Origin of the sequence: Nocardia sp. NPDC051911 (assembly GCF_040681035.1) — a bacterium.
Taxonomy (GTDB): Bacteria; Actinomycetota; Actinomycetes; order Mycobacteriales; family Mycobacteriaceae; genus Nocardia; species Nocardia sichangensis.
Genome location: NZ_JBFAXY010000003.1, coordinates 173,835 through 190,760, shown reverse-complemented (window position 1 = coordinate 190,760; position 16,926 = coordinate 173,835). Strand labels below are relative to the sequence as shown.

Annotated in this window: 14 protein-coding genes and 2 pseudogenes; 9 read left to right on the top strand and 7 right to left on the bottom strand. The window is 67.8% G+C overall.

What is annotated here, in order from left to right; translation table 11 throughout:
* Positions 1 to 186: 186 nt before the first annotated feature.
* Together AB0L97_RS05555 and AB0L97_RS05550 are read right to left on the bottom strand one after the other, a co-directional pair.
* Complete coding sequence (locus AB0L97_RS05555; protein WP_364425526.1) at positions 187 to 1,134, bottom strand: sensor histidine kinase; 948 nt, start codon at positions 1,132 to 1,134, stop codon at positions 187 to 189.
* Entirely contained in the window at positions 1,131 to 1,478 is a 348-nt protein-coding gene (locus AB0L97_RS05550; protein WP_356964031.1) for an STAS domain-containing protein, read from the bottom strand. Before AB0L97_RS05550 ends, AB0L97_RS05555 begins: the two co-directional genes overlap by 4 nt.
* 99 nt (positions 1,479 to 1,577) lie before the next feature.
* On the opposite strand from AB0L97_RS05550, the pseudogene AB0L97_RS05545 reads away from it, so the two are divergent.
* Positions 1,578 to 1,772 (top strand): annotated as a pseudogene (locus AB0L97_RS05545) (IS256 family transposase); the annotation flags it as partial.
* A 144-nt stretch (positions 1,773 to 1,916) separates the two neighbouring features.
* On the opposite strand, the gene AB0L97_RS05540 reads toward AB0L97_RS05545, so the two are convergent.
* Both AB0L97_RS05540 and eda read right to left on the bottom strand, forming a co-directional pair.
* Entirely contained in the window at positions 1,917 to 2,954 is a 1,038-nt protein-coding gene (locus AB0L97_RS05540) for a sugar kinase (RefSeq protein WP_364425523.1), read from the bottom strand.
* Positions 2,951 to 3,496 carry a bifunctional 4-hydroxy-2-oxoglutarate aldolase/2-dehydro-3-deoxy-phosphogluconate aldolase gene (gene eda / locus AB0L97_RS05535; protein WP_364425521.1) on the bottom strand — a complete coding sequence of 182 codons (546 nt, stop codon included), beginning with the start codon at positions 3,494 to 3,496 and terminating at the stop codon, positions 2,951 to 2,953. The genes AB0L97_RS05540 and eda overlap by 4 nt, the downstream gene beginning before the upstream one ends.
* Between eda and AB0L97_RS05530 the strand changes: the two genes are divergently transcribed.
* The gene (locus AB0L97_RS05530; RefSeq protein ID WP_364425519.1) at positions 3,450 to 3,848 is read left to right on the top strand and encodes a TSUP family transporter; all 399 of its coding nucleotides are present in this window, start codon (positions 3,450 to 3,452) and stop codon (positions 3,846 to 3,848) included. The two genes, eda and AB0L97_RS05530, sit on opposite strands and share 47 nt — an antisense overlap.
* Positions 3,849 to 4,057: 209 nt before the next feature.
* Here the strand turns inward: AB0L97_RS05530 and AB0L97_RS05525 are convergent, their stop codons facing one another.
* Positions 4,058 to 4,204, bottom strand: a complete 147-nt coding sequence (locus AB0L97_RS05525) for a hypothetical protein (protein WP_364425517.1) — start codon at positions 4,202 to 4,204, stop codon at positions 4,058 to 4,060.
* A gap of 260 nt (positions 4,205 to 4,464) precedes the next feature.
* Between AB0L97_RS05525 and AB0L97_RS05520 the strand changes: the two are divergent.
* From AB0L97_RS05520 to AB0L97_RS05510, 3 genes and pseudogenes are all read left to right on the top strand, one after another.
* Positions 4,465 to 4,578, top strand: a pseudogene (locus AB0L97_RS05520) (zf-HC2 domain-containing protein); the annotation flags it as partial.
* Positions 4,579 to 4,611: 33 nt separating this feature from the next.
* Entirely contained in the window at positions 4,612 to 5,223 is a 612-nt protein-coding gene (locus AB0L97_RS05515) for a hypothetical protein (protein WP_364425726.1), read from the top strand.
* 14 nt (positions 5,224 to 5,237) lie between these two features.
* Positions 5,238 to 7,496: a heavy metal translocating P-type ATPase gene (locus tag AB0L97_RS05510; RefSeq protein ID WP_364425515.1), complete on the top strand. Its 2,259-nt coding sequence runs from the start codon at positions 5,238 to 5,240 to the stop codon at positions 7,494 to 7,496.
* Positions 7,497 to 7,535: 39 nt separating this feature from the next.
* On the opposite strand, the gene AB0L97_RS05505 is transcribed toward AB0L97_RS05510, so the two are convergent.
* Positions 7,536 to 9,446, bottom strand: a complete 1,911-nt coding sequence (locus AB0L97_RS05505; RefSeq protein ID WP_364425513.1) for a cytochrome c oxidase assembly protein — start codon at positions 9,444 to 9,446, stop codon at positions 7,536 to 7,538.
* Positions 9,447 to 9,792: 346 nt separating this feature from the next.
* Here AB0L97_RS05505 and AB0L97_RS05500 point away from each other — a divergent pair, with 346 nt between their 5' ends.
* Both AB0L97_RS05500 and AB0L97_RS05495 read left to right on the top strand, forming a co-directional pair.
* The gene (locus AB0L97_RS05500; RefSeq protein WP_364425511.1) at positions 9,793 to 10,971 is read left to right on the top strand and encodes an MFS transporter; all 1,179 of its coding nucleotides are present in this window, start codon (positions 9,793 to 9,795) and stop codon (positions 10,969 to 10,971) included.
* Positions 10,972 to 11,122: 151 nt separating this feature from the next.
* Positions 11,123 to 12,139, top strand: coding sequence for a hypothetical protein (locus tag AB0L97_RS05495; RefSeq protein ID WP_364425509.1), 1,017 nt, complete (start codon positions 11,123 to 11,125; stop codon positions 12,137 to 12,139).
* A 7-nt stretch (positions 12,140 to 12,146) separates the two neighbouring features.
* On the opposite strand, the gene AB0L97_RS05490 is transcribed toward AB0L97_RS05495, so the two are convergent.
* The gene (locus AB0L97_RS05490) at positions 12,147 to 13,322 is read right to left on the bottom strand and encodes an acyl-CoA dehydrogenase family protein (protein ID WP_364425507.1); all 1,176 of its coding nucleotides are present in this window, start codon (positions 13,320 to 13,322) and stop codon (positions 12,147 to 12,149) included.
* Positions 13,323 to 13,445: 123 nt separating this feature from the next.
* Between AB0L97_RS05490 and AB0L97_RS05485 the strand changes: the two genes are divergently transcribed.
* Positions 13,446 to 15,245, top strand: coding sequence for a CoA transferase (locus AB0L97_RS05485; RefSeq protein ID WP_364425504.1), 1,800 nt, complete (start codon positions 13,446 to 13,448; stop codon positions 15,243 to 15,245).
* Positions 15,242 to 16,894, top strand: coding sequence for a class I adenylate-forming enzyme family protein (locus AB0L97_RS05480; RefSeq protein ID WP_364425502.1), 1,653 nt, complete (start codon positions 15,242 to 15,244; stop codon positions 16,892 to 16,894). The genes AB0L97_RS05485 and AB0L97_RS05480 overlap by 4 nt, the downstream gene beginning before the upstream one ends.
* Positions 16,895 to 16,926 lie beyond the last annotated feature (32 nt).

Sequence of the window (16,926 nt, the reverse complement as noted above, 5' to 3'; positions counted from 1 at the left end):
CGGCACGCGGCGACGGTGGAAAGTTCTGCCTCCGAGACCTTTCGCGAGGCCGAAAGCGCAGTGAACTCGTCACGGGCCGGTCCGCCGACCGCCCTTGCGCGCTCCGGCTCGGAGAGCGGCTGGGGCGTCGGCGCGCCGCAAGGTGCTGGTGCGCACGGACGGTGCCGCCGGGTGCAGAGCGCGGTGCTAAGGCGAATCGCGATCCAAGCCGAAGTGGAGCTGGATGGTGGTGCCGTGCGGGGTGGTGTGGATTCGGACGAGGTCGGTGAGCTGGTTGACCATCAGCAGCCCGCGGCCGCCTGGGCGATAGGACTGTGCGGGCAGGCGGCCCGCGAGGCGATTCGTGATGTGTCCTTGATCGCTGATCTGGTAGCGGATCTCGTTCTGCTCGGCCCACATCGTGAGCCTGCCGCGCCCACCGCCGTGGACGACCGAGTTGGTGGTGGTCTCCGCGATCACCAGTTCGAGATCGATCTCGCGGTGCTCGGGCATGCCGGCGTCGCGGGCGTAATCGATGGCCAGGCGCCGGATGTGGGGCAGCGACGTCGCGTCGAAGGCTACGGTTGCGGAGGCCGCGGGCGGGGAGGGCAGTTCTCTGTTGTAGAAGTCGACGATGTGGTCGGGGTTGTAGGCGCTGCTCGTTCGCCGGCCCGCGTGATCGATGAGCACAGGGTGGGTAGCGTGCGCGTCGTTCAAGACCTGGGTCGAAAGACGCTCGGTGTCATAGGGACACAGGATGCTCACTTCCCGCCCGGTGAATGCCGCGTTGATCAGAGCCTCGTGCTGAACGCAGGCTGGATACTCCAGCGACGAGCGTCCGGCCCAGATCGGTTCGCCGATGATTCGCACGCGTCCGGCGGGGTACTTATCGGCGAAGGCGCGAAGCACGCCGGGAATGATGCGGCCCGGGTTGCGGCCTTCGACAGTCATGTCCATCAGCTGGACCGAGGCGGCGTCGGAGCCCAGTGCAGTGCGCAGAAGCGACAGATTGGGACCGGGGACCGCCACCGCGACCGGTTCGCCGTTCTCGAGTCCTTGGCGGATGAAGCCGAGGGTGCCCGCGAGGTACTCCGCCGTGTCGCGGTAGAACAGCGCGGGGTGCACGAATGGGTCGGTAACGCCAGGCAAGCTCATGTGTGCACTACCTCGATCGTCTGTAGAGAGGGCCAGAACACCGCGAGTACCCGAAGCATCATCGCCGGGGGCCGATGTACCACGATTCGCCGAACCTCCGAGGATCGGGTGGCGGCTTCTACCAAAATCGAGGTTCCGTAAGTGTCGATGAACGTAAGGCCGGACAGGTCCAAGTGGACGTCGTGGTCCCTGGCAGTCAGTTCCGAGACAGCCTCGCGCCAGGTTTCGCGGGTGGTGAAGTCGACCGAGCCTGCGCATCGCAGGCCAGGGGGACTGCAGATCCGAGACGTCCGAAGCGTCGAGGGACCCGGGGCAGCCCGACTGAGCCGGAGCGCGGGATCCACTGGCTCACCGACCTCCCATCGGCCATCACGAACAGGACGCGCAGGATCTTACGCTTGCGTTCGCAGCCGCCGGTCGCGGGCTCGAGCGCGGATTGGCCGCGCTACCGGCGCGCGATCAAAGCCCGAGGCCACTTCCCGACCGAGCAAGCCGCGCTGAAGTGCCTGTATCCGGTCACCCGATCACTCGACCCGACCGGCGCCGGTCGGGCACGAAGGACGATGCGCTGGAAGCCCGCGGTCAACGCGTTCGCGATCACCTTCGCCGACCGCTGGCCCGACGTCCAAACCTATTGATAGAGATCGCCGCAAACACCCTTAGCGAAGCAGTCCCCGGCCAGAAGCAGGGCCACCTCAGTGTCGCGATGTAGTGCTTCGAAATTTCGTGGTTGCCAGCGTATTTGGAGTTTGTCACCGCGTCTCGGTGGTCAACCATCGCGGTCAGCGTGTGACGTGGGCTGATCCGTTTTCGATGAGTGCTTCGACCTCGGCGAGCGTGGCCATGGAGACGTCCCCGGGTGTCGTCATGACGAGGGCGCCGTGGGCCGTGCCGTAGGCGAGAGCGCGTTCGATCGAGGCGCCGGTGAGCAGACCGTGGATCAGTCCGGCGGCGAAGCCATCGCCGGAACCGACGCGGTCCAGAACATGCAGGCCGCGCATCCAGGGGCCCGAAACGAAGCCGGTCTCGGCGGACCAAGCAGCCGAGGACCAGTCGTTGACATCGGCCGAGTGGACCTCGCGCAGCGTCGTCGCCACGACCGACGCGTTGGGGGCCCGGCCCGCCGCCTCCACCAGCGCGTCCGGTATCTCCTCGGCACCGACACGCACATCACCCGGGCGGGTGCCGGCCAGCCCCAGGGCACCCACGACGACGTCGGCGTGCCGGGCCAGTCGCAGGTCGACCTCGCGGGCCCTGTCCGCGCCGCCTCTGTCGGCCCAGATGCTGGCGCGGTAGTTGGGGTCGTAGGACACGGTGACCCCGTGGCGGCGGGCGGCCGTCATGGCCTCCTCGGCGACATCGACGGTGGTTTCGGAGAGGCCGGCGAAGATGCCGCCGGTGTGGAACCAGCGCGGGCCTGCCGCGAAGACGGCGTCCCAGTTGAAATCACCCTTGCGCAGCTGACTGACGGCGGTGTGTGCGCGGTCGCTGACGCCGAGCGCGCCACGGATGCCGTAGCCGCGTTCGACGAAGTTCAGCCCGTTGCGGGCGGTGCGGCCGATGCCGTCGCCCGGCATCCAACGGATCAGCGAGGTATCGACTCCGCCCTGGAGTATCAGGTCCTCGACCAGTCGGCCGACGGCGTTGTCGGCGAGGGCGGTGACGATCGCGGTGCGCAGTCCGAAGCAGCGGCGCAGGCCTCGTACGACGTTGTACTCACCGCCGCCCTCCCAGACCTGGAAGGTGCGGGCGGTGCGGATGCGGCCCTCGCCCGGGTCGAAGCGCAGCATCACCTCGCCCAGGGCCATGACGTCGGTCACGGCGTGCTCCGATCGACAGCCTCGGCAGTCAGCCGGCGAATTTCCGCGTAGTCGCCCCGCTCCAGGTGCGTTACGGTCGCCATCCAGCTGCCGCCGACGGCAAGGACCGCGGGGTCGGCGAGGTAGGAAGCCAGGTGGCGCTCTTCGATCCCGCCGGTCGGAATGAATCGGGCCTGCGGGAAGGGCGCCGCCAGTGCCCGCAGCGTTCGCAATCCGCCGAGTGGTTCGGCGGGAAAGAGCTTGAGGGTGTGGCAGCCTGCCCGCAGGGCGCGCATCAGCTCGGTGGCGGTGGCTATGCCCGGCACCACGGGCACACTCAGCTCCTGGCACCGTGCTACGACCTCCTCGTCGTAGCCGGGCGAGACGACGAAGCGGGCTCCGGCGGCCACGGCCCGTTCCGCCTGATCCCGGGTGAATATGGTGCCCGCGCCGACTCTCAGGCCGCCGTGAGCCGCCATCGTCTCGAGTACCTGCTCCGCGCCCGGGGTGCGGAAGGTGACTTCGGCGCACCGGGCGCCGCCCGCCGCGAGCGCGTCGGCCAAGCGGTGGGTCGGCGTCGTCGGCGGAATCTACGGCATCGGCGGCGGATCGCTGCTGAGCCCGATCCTGGCCGGACGCGGCGTCCCCTTGGCCGAACTCGCACCGGCGGCGCTGACCTCCACACTGATCACCTCGATCGCGGGCGTGGCCACCTACGCCGGCATCGCCGTCGCCACCGGCGGCACCGACATAGCCCCGGACTGGATCGTCGGCCTTGGCTGCGGCATCGGCGGGCTGGCCGGTGGATACCTCGGCGCACACCTGCAACCCCGGCTACCGGAAACCGCACTGCGCTTCACCCTCGGCGGCGTGGCCATCGCGACCGCCGCCCTCTACACGACCCAAGCACTCTGACCCATCACTCGGGGACCAAATGCTCAGCCACCGGGCTCGCTGTTGGTGCCATCCCATATTTGACCTGCTCGTATGCCCCTGGAAGGGGTTCCGGACTCACCGAGAATCCAACGAAGTTCGGGATATGCCCTGGTAGAGGGTGATTCACGGACCGGCACCCGACGCTCGCCGGCCCAGCCATTGACAGTTGTGAAGAGGTCGCAGCGGCTTCATACCACTCCGCCCACAGGCGGCGGCCCGATCACCGAGCCGAGCCGGTCCAGCATTTCCTCGATGTTCACGTCCACTCCCATCAGCCGTCCGTTCTCGATGGAGGCTGTCCACCTCCAGAGTTGGAAGCACGGGGTCCGCGTCACCCGGCCCACCATCTACCGCCACGTGAACAAGAAGGGTTCGTGTTCCGGCTTTTCAGGCGGGTCGGTCAGCACGATTACACCGCATCCGACGACGCGCCAGGGCATGAGACCGGCTTCATGCGCTACCGCCTCACCACCGAAACGATCTACCAACTCTTGCCCTGGATCGGCGCCACACACGCCTCCGAGCCGAGTCCACTCTGAGGCTGCGGTTTCCCGCGGGACGGTAATCGCGGCCTTCGGGGAACTCGAGTGTCGGAGTGGACGACAATCTGCACGTGGAGTGCGAAGTTTGCCGGACAGCACTGTCGGCTCGGATCGACGGTGAGCCCGAAGCCGTCCCCTCGACGCGGGTGGATGAGCACCTGGAGCAGTGCCGAGAGTGCTGTTCCTGGTACCTCACGGCCGTGGAGGTTTCGAAGCTCGTGCGCGGGAGCCGGTCGCGCGCACCCGACCTCACCGACGTGATCTATGCCGCAGCCGAACTGCAACGGCCGAGGCGATCGGTCTCCTCGACATTGCGCGCAATCGTGCCGAGTTCGCGGGTCGAGCTGACGAGACTGCTGCTCGGCGCGCTCGGTGTCGTGCAGGTCGCCCTCGCACTGGCCCAAATCGCAGGCCTCGACTTCGGAATGAGCCACCACGGTGCCGAAATGACTCGCCACCTGCTCAACGAGAGCACCGCGTGGAACCTGGCCATCGGGGTCGGACTGCTCGCCTGTGCGATACGTCCATCGACGGCCGCGGGAATACTGCCCGTGCTCGCCGCAGTCGTCGCCGTACTCAGCGCCTTCGTTGTCGCCGACCTGCATTCCGGCGTGGTGCCACTGCCGCGCGTGGCGTCGCACGGCGTACTGGTCGTCGCGCTCGCACTGGTCACCATCGTCCACCGCACGCGACGACCTGACACCTCTCCTCCGGTCGGCGACCGCGCACCCACTGAATTCGTCCTGCCCACAGGCGCCCGATTGGGCAGACGCGCAGATCATCTCCGCTCGACCCAAGATCCCGCCGCATAATAAGAGGGACTCACATGACCATCGAGCTCGACTCGACAACCCACGCGCCCAACCGGATCTCTCTCGCCGTCACCGGAATGAGCTGCGCCGCATGCGCGAACAGAGTCGAACGCAGGCTGAACAAAGTCGACGGCGTCACCGCATCGGTGAACTACGCGACCGGAGTCGCCACGATCGATGCCGCCGACCATGTCACCGCCGAAGACCTTTGCGCAGAAGTCGACGCCGCGGGATACGGCGCGTCACCCATCATCGACCACACCGAGGCGATCAGCGCCACCCCCGAGGACGCCGAGGTCAAGGACCTCCTGCGCCGCCTCGTGGTCGCCCTGATGGCGTTCTTCCCTCTGGCCGACCTGTCGGTGATGTTCGCGACTCTGCCGTCCACCAGAATTCCCGGCTGGCAGTTCATCCTCACCGCGCTGGCCCTGCCCGTCGTGCTATGGTCGGCGGCGCCGTTCCACCGGCGCGCGTTCACGGGCGCGAAAGTCGGCGCCGCGAGCATGGACACCCTGGTCTCGGTCGGCGTACTCACCGCCACCCTGTGGTCGCTGGACACGATGTATCTGCACCCATCCCGGACCGGAACCGCGCCGGACGGAGTGTGGGCTGCGATCTGGGCCAGCGACGCCATCTATCTCGAAGTCGCCGCGGGCGTCACCGCGTTCGTTCTCGCGGGGCGATACTTCGAGGCGAAGGCGAAGCGCTCGGCGGGCAGCGCCTTGCGGGCACTGGCCGCACTCGGCGCCCGCGAGGTCACTGTGCTGACCCGCGACGAGCGCGAGATGCGCATTCCGATAAGCGAACTCGTGGAGGGGCAGCGATTCGTGGTACGGCCAGGTGAGACGATCGCCACTGATGGACTGGTCGTGTCGGGCGAATCCAGCATCGACGCCTCCGCCATGACCGGCGAATCCCTTCCGGTCGACATCACGCCGGGTATGGCGGTGATCGGCGGCACCACCGCGCTGACTGGGCGGCTGATCGTCGAGGCCGCCGCGGTCGGTGCCGACACCAAACTCTCGGGCATGATCCGGCTCGTCGAGCAGGCTCAGACCGGTAAGGCGCGCATGCAGCGCGTGGCCGACCGTGTGTCATCGGTCTTCGTGCCATGCGTATTCCTGCTCGCAGGCGTGACCTTCGGCGTGTGGTGGATGACCGGGAGCGGAGGTGAGCGTGCGGCCGCGGCAGCGCTGGCGGTGTTGGTCGTCGCCTGTCCGTGCGCGCTGGGCCTGGCCATACCCACCGCGCTGCTGGTGGCATCCGGCCGTGGTGCGCAGCTGGGCATCTTCATCAAGGGTCATCCAGCGCTGGAAGCGACTCGCGACGTCGACACCGTGGTGCTCGATAAAACCGGCACCCTCACCCACGGGGTGATGAGCGTCGTCGCCGTAACCGTCGAGGGCACGCGCACCGACGGCGAGGTGCTGCGTTTGGCCGGGGCCGTGGAATCGGCCTCCGAACATGCGGTCGCGGCCGCGATCACCCGGCATGCACGACAAATCCACGACACCCTGCCTACGATCGAATCCTTCGAGGCACTACCGGGACTGGGTGCACGCGGCATCGTCGAAGGTGCGCAAGTGCACGTGGGAAGGCTCCGTCTCTTTCACCAACAGCGCATCGACGTGCCCCGGGCCTTACTGCGGGAGCTCCGCCGTCAGGAACGAGTCGGCCGCACCGTTGTGCTGGTCGGGGTGGACCGGGTCGCCGTCGCGCTCGTCGCGGTGGCCGACACCGTGAAAGACAGCGCGGCTCCTGCTGTCGCCCGACTGCATCGACTCGGTCTGCGCGTGTTCATGTTCACCGGCGACAACGCGTATGCCGCGCAGTCCGTCGCCGACGAGATCGGCATCGACGAGGTGGTGGCCGAGCTACTGCCCGAAGGCAAGGTCGAGCTGATCGCACAGATGCAGGAGCGCGGACATCGAGTCGCCATGATCGGCGACGGCATCAATGACGGCGCGGCGCTGGCCACCGCGGACCTCGGCATGGCGATCGGCGCGGGCACCGATGTCGCGATCGCCGCCGCCGATGTCATCCTGGTGTGCGAAGACCTCGCCGCGGCCACCGACGCGATCGAGCTGGCGCACGCGACTTTGCGCACCATCAAAGGGAACTTGGTGTGGGCCTTCGGCTACAACATCGTCGCCATCCCGGTGGCCGCGCTGGGTTTGCTGAACCCCCTGATCGCGGGCGCGGCGATGGCTTTTTCGTCGTTCTTCGTCGTCTCCAACAGCCTGCGCCTGCGCCGAGCGCGGCTGGGCGGGTGATCGGGTACCGGGCATCTTGGTCAAACGGCTCGGGCAAGATCACCTACGGCTGCGTGCCAGCTGCTCCAGCATCGCGTTGTAAGCGGCGAGGTCGGAATCGCCGTACTCGTCGTCCTTGCGGTCGGTGCGCACCGCGGTGCGCCGATCCTGGGCCGCCCACTGCGTCAGCAACGCGCCCACCACCAGCAGAATCGGGACCTCACCGGACACCCAGGCAATGCCGCCCCCGGCGTGCTGATCCGCCAGCAGATCGATCGCCCACGGCAACTGGAGATTGCCGTAGAACCGCTGGCCCACAACGGAATTCATCGACATGATCGCGATGCCGAAGAACGCGTGGAACGGCATCACCGCGAACAGCATCCCCAGCCGCCCCAGATGAGGCAGTCTGCGCGGACCCGGATCGATGCCGATGATGCCCCAGTAGAACAGGTACCCGACGATCAGAAAGTGGACGTTCATCAGGACGTGGCCCCAGTGGTAGCGGGTCAGGTTCTCGAACAGCGTCGTGAAATACAGCCCGTACAAGGAGACCACGAACAGCGCGATCGCTGTGCCGGGGTAAGCCAGGACAGCGGTCGGCTTGGCATGCAACAGCGCCAGCACCCACTCGCGCGGCCCGTGCACCGCGCCCCGCGCCGCCGACGGAAGAGCTCGCAGCAACAGCGTCACCGGCGCGCCGAGCACAAGAAGCACCGGGACGAACATGTTCAAAGCCATATGCGTGATCATGTGCATGCTGAACATCGCGAGACCGTAGGTGCCGATGCCCGAGGACGTGGCGATCAGTAGCGCTAGACAACCACCCATCCATGACAGAGTGCGCCATCGCGACCAGCGGTCCCCACGACGACGCAGACGCCACACGCCGAGGACATACGCCACAACCGCGACCGACGCCGCCGTCCCGAGCACGAAATCGAAACGCCACGACGCCAGCAGCCGCCACAAGGCGGGCCGATCCGTCAGTTCGAAACCGAGGAACACCTCCTGCGCGGTGAACGACCGGTCGGCGAACGCGGGCGCCGGTTGCACCGCCATCGCCACCAGTACACTCAGCACCACTGCGGAAAGCGCTGCGCTACAGGCGTATACGAATACATTCCCATCATCCGGCACCCGGGTGCGGTAAGAGCGCCACAGCGTCCACCCCGCCGCGACGAGCCCCAATCCCGCGAACAGTGCCAACCGTCCGTATCCGGTCGTGAGCACACACGACCACGGTAACAGCACGAGTACGAGCACCAGCCCGCCGGCCGCCGCGGTCACCGTGCACAGCATCCCGATGACCACGGCGCGCCGAACTGCGACCGCCGTGTCCGAACCACCGCGCCGCAGCTGCTCGGCCACACACCAGAACAACCCCGGCCCCACCGACACCGCGACCTGGAAGAGGATCATCGCGCCCGTGCCGTAATCGTGGTTCGGCCCTTCACCCGCGTTGCCGACCAACGCGGGCGGCAGCACGCCCACAGCCGCCACCAACGTCAGCAAGACGACCCCGCTCCAGGACAACGTCAGCCGTGCACCGAGACTCACCACAGCGGCCAGCGCGGCGACGACAACCCATGCCTTGGGTTTCTCGCTCGCATCGATTAACGCTCCGAGCGCGCCCGCGCGCACCAGGCCCGACAGGCTCAACCCACCGACATCCGCTGCTGTGACCGGTATCAATACCAGCGCCGAGACGAACCAGACCAGGCCGGCACGCTCGGCCAGCCGCAAGCCCGCATAGCCGTCGACCAGGATCCGCCCCTGTGCGGAGACCCGCGTACAGCACACCGCGTAGACCAGAGAACCGAGCGCCACCGCGCCCGCGAGCGCGGCCACCGTCCGCAACAGCGCGTAGCCCAACGCGGACGCAAGCCCGGGATACGTCGTGCCGGCCGCGCGGTAAGGAACCTCACCCATCGCCAGCACGGCGCCGGTGACGAGCGTCAGCGACACCACCACCGCGACGATCCCAATGCAACGGACATCTCCGCGATTCACGTCCACCGTTGGATCCACCCGACCTCCGACCAGAAAGTACTGCCCTCCAGAGGAAACAGCTCGCGCATAGTGGTCGGATCGCACCGACGGAAAGTTCCCGACATCGGTGGACCGGACGCCACCGCGTCGCCGACGCTTCCGATCGGTAGGGCCGGGCTCCGCTACTCGCCTGCTGGCGGAACCGAACCCGCACGCCGCGCGACTATCTGACCTCAGGGCCGCTGATGGGCGGCGTGGCATGGCTGGGAGGACGGCAGTGCAGACACACCCCGCGGTTGGACGGGACCGGCTGACGACAGCCTCGGTGACCGGCGTACTGACAGCAGCCATGGCCTTCTCCATGCTGCAATTGTTCGTCCTCGGCGCGCTGGGCCCGCGCCTCGTTCCGGATCTCGGGATGTCCACCACCGCATTGGGATTGACGACGACCATGGGCTTCGGAACAGCCGCGCTGCTGTCGCCGCTGGCCGGTAGCGCGGTGGATCTGCTCGGTCCACGACGATGCCTGATCGCGCTGCTGCTGACCGTCAGTGCGGCCCTCGGCGCCATCGCCGCCGCACCGGCCTACGGCGTCCTCCTCGCCGCGGTGGCCCTGGGCGGCGTGCCGCAGGCACTGGCCAACCCCGCAACGAACAAAGCGATCCTGGCTGCAATCCCGCCGACCTATCGCGCAGGGGTGACCGGCGCCAAACAATCCGGTGTCCAACTCGGCGCCATCGCCGCTGGATTGCCGCTCACCGCGCTGGCCGCTTCGGCGGGCTGGCGTACTGCGGTGTGGACGGCGGCGGGTATCGCGCTGCTAGTAGCGCTGTGGGTGTGGCGTACCCTGCCCGCCGACCCGTCGCGACAGCATCACGGCGCGTCCAGCTCGGGCATCGGTGACAAGCCGCAACCACGCGGGAACGACGGCATCGTGTACTGGCTGGCCGTGTACTCCCTGTTTCTGGGAGCCGCCATGGCATCGATCAACACTTACTTGGCGCTGTTCGGCGAACGACGGCTCGGCCTCGGCGCTGCGGCAGCGGGGACCCTGGTGGCCGTGCTCGGCGTAGCGGGCATCGCAGGTCGCATCGGCTGGGCACGTGTGGCGGGGAACCCGCGCGCGGCAGTCGTCCTGCCCGCCGGATTGGCGTTCGGATCCGGCATCGCGGCGCTGCTGCTGGCCGCCTCCGCCCTGATGACCGGGGTGGTGTGGATCGCGGTGATTGCCGTCGGCTTCTTCGGCATGGCGGGCAACGCGGTGTCCATGGTGTTGGTGATCCAGCGCTCGGCCCCTGGACGAGCCGGACGCAACTCGGCATTGGTGTCGGCGGGGTTCTTCGCCGGATTCGCGATTGGCCCGCCGTTTTTCGGCACCGTGGTGCCCTCGATCGGATACAGCAACAGCTGGCTGATGGTCGCGGTGGAATTCGCTGTCGCGGCGGCAGTCGCGGCGTTGTGGGCAGTGCGCGATCGTGAGGCCCGCGTCGAGGAGCGGGCGTGAGGAATATGCATGACAAGCGCCGCTGTGAATGCACGAAACGTGCGCCGCGACAGCAGTTTTAATTACGTACAGTTCAACAGCTGCATACGACGGAATGGTGCGGGGGCGCAACATGGTGACGGATTGGGCGTGCGAGGCATTCGATGCCCTCATGAACCGCGTATCGAGCACACAAGCCGCTGTGGGCACCCGGTTTCCGCTCTACGCCGACAGCATTTCCGGCGAATGGACAACCACCTCCCGCGGATCCTGGACCGGCGGCTTCTGGGCAGGCCTGCTGTGGCTGCGCGCATCAGCTAGCGGTCGGCACGAGCATCGCAACGCCGCCGCAGAGACGACACAACGCCTGGCCGACTGGGCGACATCGGACACTTCCACCCGCGGGTTGATTCTCTGGTACGGAACAGCCCTGGCAACCAGGCGCGGGGAAGACTCCCGCGCCTCAGCGCTCCGCGAGAGTGCCGCACGCCAGTGCCGTTCGGACTTCGATCACAATCTCCGTGTACTGCCATGGGGTTCAGCGTTCGGTGGCCCACGCCTCCTCGCTCGCGTGGACGGAATTCCCGGCCTAGTACCACTTCTGGCCACAGACAAAGACCCCCGCGGCGCGGATATCGCCCGCGAACATCTCTCAACACACCTGCACCTCTGGCGGACAACACCGATCGGCACCCCGGCATGGGCCTGGTCGGATGGCACATGGCTTCCCTCGCCGCAACCGCAGCGAGGATGGAGCCGAGGCAGGGCCTGGCTCCTGCTCGCACTGGCCGACGCATGCCGGTACCTGTCCCCGGAATTCCTCTTCGATGCCTGTGCACTCCTCGATGCCGATCAACTCCTGGTACCAACCGCCGAAAACCATCCTGACGCGCCACCAGACACCTCGGCCGCCGCGATCGAGGCGGTAGCGCTGCTGAAACTTGCTGCAGCACAAACGCGTACAGCACGGTCCGCAGCGATGCGGCTGCGAGCCACCGAGATCACGCGACGGCTTGCCACGGACTTCATGAGCGGTCCCGGCGCGCCGCAACCCGGGGGCAGGCTGGGTGGCGGATGCTACGACTTCGGCCGCGGGCTTGCCACCAACCACGAGCTGATCTGGGGCAATTTCTTCTTCGCCGCGGCTCTGGCCATACAGACCGGGTTGATCGCTCCTTTCGACACCTGACGCGGCCTCAGCGCAACACCGACCTGGCCACGGAGGTGATATGCAGTTCGTCCGGACCATCCAGCAAGCGCGCCATCCGCCCCATTCGCAGCAGTCCCGGCAGCGCGGTATCCGGTCCCAGCCCGGCAGCCCCGTACACCTGGATCGCGGAATCAGCCACTTGTTGCAGCGTCCGCGCCGCGGCCACCTTCGCCAAACCGGATTCCACGCGAGCGTCATGACCTGCGTCGAGGAGCGCGGCCGCCTTGTGCACGAGCGGCCGGGTGCTCCGGATGGCCAACAGCGACTCGAAAACATGCTGCTGCACCAGCTGGCGTTCGGCCAGCGTTCCCGATGACTGACCGCGCGTGCGAGCTCGCTCGCACATCAGGTCATAGGCCCGCTGCGCCTGGCCGAGCCAGCGCAGGCAGCGCAACGTCCGGCCGAGCTGCAACCGCTGCCGCGCGATCGGCAACGCACGTCCCCGCTCGCCGATTAGATGGTCTTTCGGCAGCCGCACCTCGTCCAGGGCGATCTCCCACTGCCCACCAACGCCGAGGACCGGCAGCTCACGCACGAGCCGGAAGCCCGGAGCGTCCGTCGGCACCAGCAGCAACGACAGCCCATCCCGGTCCGACGCCCGCCCGTCGGTGCGAGCCAGCACCGTGATCACATCGGCGTCCTGGGCGCCGCTGACGAACCATTTGCGACCGGACAGCACCCACGAACCGTCCGGAGCCTCCGTCGCTCGGGTGGCCGTCAACGTCGGATCGGTGCCTGGTGTGTCGGGTTCGGTCATCGCGTACGCCGCATGCAGTTCCCCGGAAACCAGTCGCCCCAGGTAGGTCTCCCGAACGCGGTCACCGGCATGACGCTGCAACATCCGCACATCCAACAGCGAGGCCGAGCCGAGCACCGCAGGCCCGTGGTCACTGGCGCCTTCGGCCTCGGCCAAGCACACGTACTCGGCGAACGAAAGTCCCCGACCACCAAGTTCCCTCGGCAGCGGCAACCCCCACAGCCCTTCCGCCCGCGCGGCGTCGGCCAACTGCGAACGGGCTGCCGCAGCATCCGGGCCACCTGTGTCCAGCAGGATCTCTTGTGGCATCACTCGTTTCGCCACAAAGGCTTCCACACGCTCACGCAGCGACGTGCCGTCGATCGCGGCGGCGGACATACGGGTGTCGGATGCATACGGGTCCATGGCTTCTCCTCGTCTGCCGGGAACTCGACGTCCCCGCGCTGCGACTGCTGTTGTCCGCGGGAGTGGTCGGCGGCGATCGCCACCGAGTTCCCGCGGCGGTCACTCTGTTCGAGAAGGAGAGCCATGACACTCGGCGCTACGCGGACCTCCGACAACCAACTGACGGCGAAACCATTGGAGGGGGTGCAGCTCGAGACCGGTGGACCGCCGGGTCCGGTCTCGATCGCGGCGCAGCACCTGCGGTTGCTGGGCGCCGAACCTTCCACGGCCGACCATGACGCGCTGACTCTCACCGACCTCGACGGCGCGAGAGTCGAAACCCGCCTGTTCTGGGGCAGGCCGGACAGCGAGGTGTGCGATGAGGCGACCGCGCAGGCCGCCGCAGGACTGATGCTCGTGCACGGACGTCGCGACGGCTCACCCCGCGGACTGGCCGTGGACTACGTCTCGACCGCTTCCGGTGTGCTCGCCGTCCAAGGCCTGTTGGCCGCGCTCATCGGCCGCGCGAGGGGCACCTTGGTCACCTCGGCGGATGTCTCGCTCGATCGCGTGGCGCTGCTGACCGTCTCGCAGTACCTCGCCGCAGCGTGCGCCGAGGACGATGAAGCCAGCCCACTGGCGCCTGGTGGGCCACCGTTCACCACTGCCGACGGCGTTCGATTCGAACTCGAAGCACTGGACGTCGCGGTGTGGGCCGAATTCTGGCAGGCCATGCGAGCACCGATGCAAGCCGCACGAAAAGGCTGGCGACCCTTCCAGTTCCGCTATGCCACCGCCTGCGCTCCGATCCCCGACGAGCTGCATCACGCCACGCTGGCCAGCACGTGGGCACAGGTACAGGCAGCCGCGGCCGAATCCGGCGCCGACGTCTGCCGATTACACACCCTCGCCGAACGCTCGGCAGAACTGCACGACGGCGGAGAATCGACGCTGCCCTGGGAACTGGCCACCTACCCGGGGATCCCCGCGGCGATACCGGCACGCGGCCGATGTAGCGACGAGCGCCCTCTGGCGGGGTTCACCGTGCTCGAGGCAGGGCGTCGAGTCCAGGCCCCACTCGCCGCGCACCTGCTGGGGCTGCTCGGCGCGACCGTCGTGCGAATCGAACCGCCAGGCGGTGACCCGCTGCGTGGCATGCCACCCACCTGCTCGGACATCTCCGCACGCTGGCTGGCCCTCAACCGGGGCAAGGACACGATCGAAATCGACATCAAGTCCCCCTCCGACCGACAGCGGTTGCTCGAACTGGCAGCCGACGCCGACGTCTTTCTACACAACTGGGCGCCCGGCAAAGCCGAGCATCTCGGGCTCGCCGCCGACACGCTGTCGGCCGCCAACCCGAGCCTGATCTACGCCTACACCAGCGGCTGGGCAGGACGGCTCCCCGACGCCCCCATGGGCACCGACTTCATGGTGCAAGCCCGCACCGCCGTCGGAGAGGCGGCCCGCCCAGCCGACGAACCACCGACACCGTCACTGATGACCCTGCTGGACGTGCTCGGCGGCATGCTGGGCGCCGAAGCGATTCTGGCCGGATTGCTGACCCGCGAACGCACCGGCCGCGGCGTGCGCGTGGAATCCTCCCTGTTGGCCGCCGCGCAACTACTGACCGCGCCGGCTCTGCGCCGGGCGCATGACGGTCTTCCCCTCCGTCACCCCGCCGGATTCCGTCGCCCGTTGCCGACCGCTGACGGGCTCATCGCACCCGCTGACGAGCACGCCGTCGCGGCAGCCGACACCGCGGCACAGGTGCGTGCGCTGTCCACCGACGACGCCTGCGCGATGCTTCGCGGCCGAGGCATCATCACCACCTCGGTGACCACCGATCTCACCACCCTGCCCACCGATTCTCGCTTCGCAGGCGCCATGACACGCGACGAACACGGCGCCGTCGCCGTGTCGTCGCCTTGGAGGTTCCGATGAGCGTCGCACTACACGATCTGGTCCCCCGCAAGCTACGCAGAACCTGGGCGGCCGACGGCAGCTACCCCGACCTCGACCTGTATTCGCTGTTCCGGGCACGCCGCTGCCAGCACCCGCACCGAACCGCACTGGTCGACAACGAAGGCGAGGTCAGCTACGCGGAATTGGACGCCCTGGCGCGGCAACTGGCCGCCGGTCTGGCCGCCCGAGGCGTACAAGCCGGCGATGTCGTCGGCATCCAGCTGCCGAATTGCCGCGCCGCTGTCATCGCAGACCTCGCTTTGGCCGCACTGGGCGCGGTAGCCCTGCCGTTCCCCGCCGGCCGCGGCATGCGCGAGGCCGAGTCGCTGCTGCGGAGATCGGAAGCCGTCGGTGTCCTGGCCGCCGCCCAGTTCCGTGGACACCACCACGCAACAGATCTCGCGCAGTTGCTCGGCCAATTGCCGACATTGCGTTTCGTAGTCTCCGTCGGTATCGACTTCGCGCCGAAAAGCTGTGTGCCTTTCGCCGAGCTGTTCCCTGGCGACTATGACGATTTCGTCCCGGATCGCCCCGATCCGGACGCGGCCGCTCGCATCCTGGTGTCCTCCGGGTCGGAGTCGGAACCGAAGATGGTCGCCTACTCTCACAACGCGCTGGCAGGCGGCCGCGGCAACTTCATGGCATCGCTGTTGACCGACGACCGACCGCCCCGCAGCCTGTTTCTCGTACCGCTCGCCACGGCGTTCGGCAGCAACGGCACGGCTGTGACGCTGGCCCGCCACGGCGGCGCGCTGATTCTGCTGGATCATTTCTCGCCAAGGGAAGCGTTGGCGTCGATCCAACGGCATCGTCCCACGCACGTGCTCGGCGTCCCCACCATGATCCGGATGATGCTCGAAAACGGCGCAGCCGAGACCGACACCTCCGCACTGACGGCACTGGTGCTCGGTGGTTCCCAACTCGACGCCACCACCGCCCGGGAGGCACAACAAGCATTCGGATGCACGGTGGTGAACCTCTACGGGTCGGCCGACGGCGTCAACTGTCACACGGACATCGACGAAATCGATTCCGGCGAAATCAATTCCGACGACGGGACTTCGGGAGTGCTGGTCGGGCGACCCGACCCGCGGGTGGCGCAGATCCGCATCGACCGGGTCGACACCGGCCGGACCGCGGCGCCGGGTGAAACCGGAGAAATAGTCGCCCGGGGCCCGATGACGCCGCTGTGCTACGTCGGGGACCCGCAATTGGACTCACGTTATCGCACGAGCGACGGCTGGGTACGCACCGGTGACCTCGGCGTCCTCGACCCCGCAGGCCGACTGCACGTGGTCGGGCGGCTCAAGGAGATCGTCATTCGCGGTGGCGCGAACATCAGCCCCGCCGAGGTCGAACGCATGCTGGCCACGCATCCCGATGTCCGCGACGTGGCGTGCATCGGCGTCCCCCACGACGTGCTCGGTGAGCGACTCGCGGCCTGCGTCGTGCCACGGCCGGGCAGCATGCTCGACTTGGAAGGGCTGTGTGCTCATCTGGCGGCCAACGGCATGGAGCGAGGCAAACACCCCGAATCGCTCCTGCTGCTCGATGCCCTGCCGTTGACCCCTGCGGGCAAACCCGACCGCGCGGCTCTGCAAACACGGTTCACCGCCGTCAGGCACTGAAAACACTGCGGGGCAGCCATTCCACGGCTGCC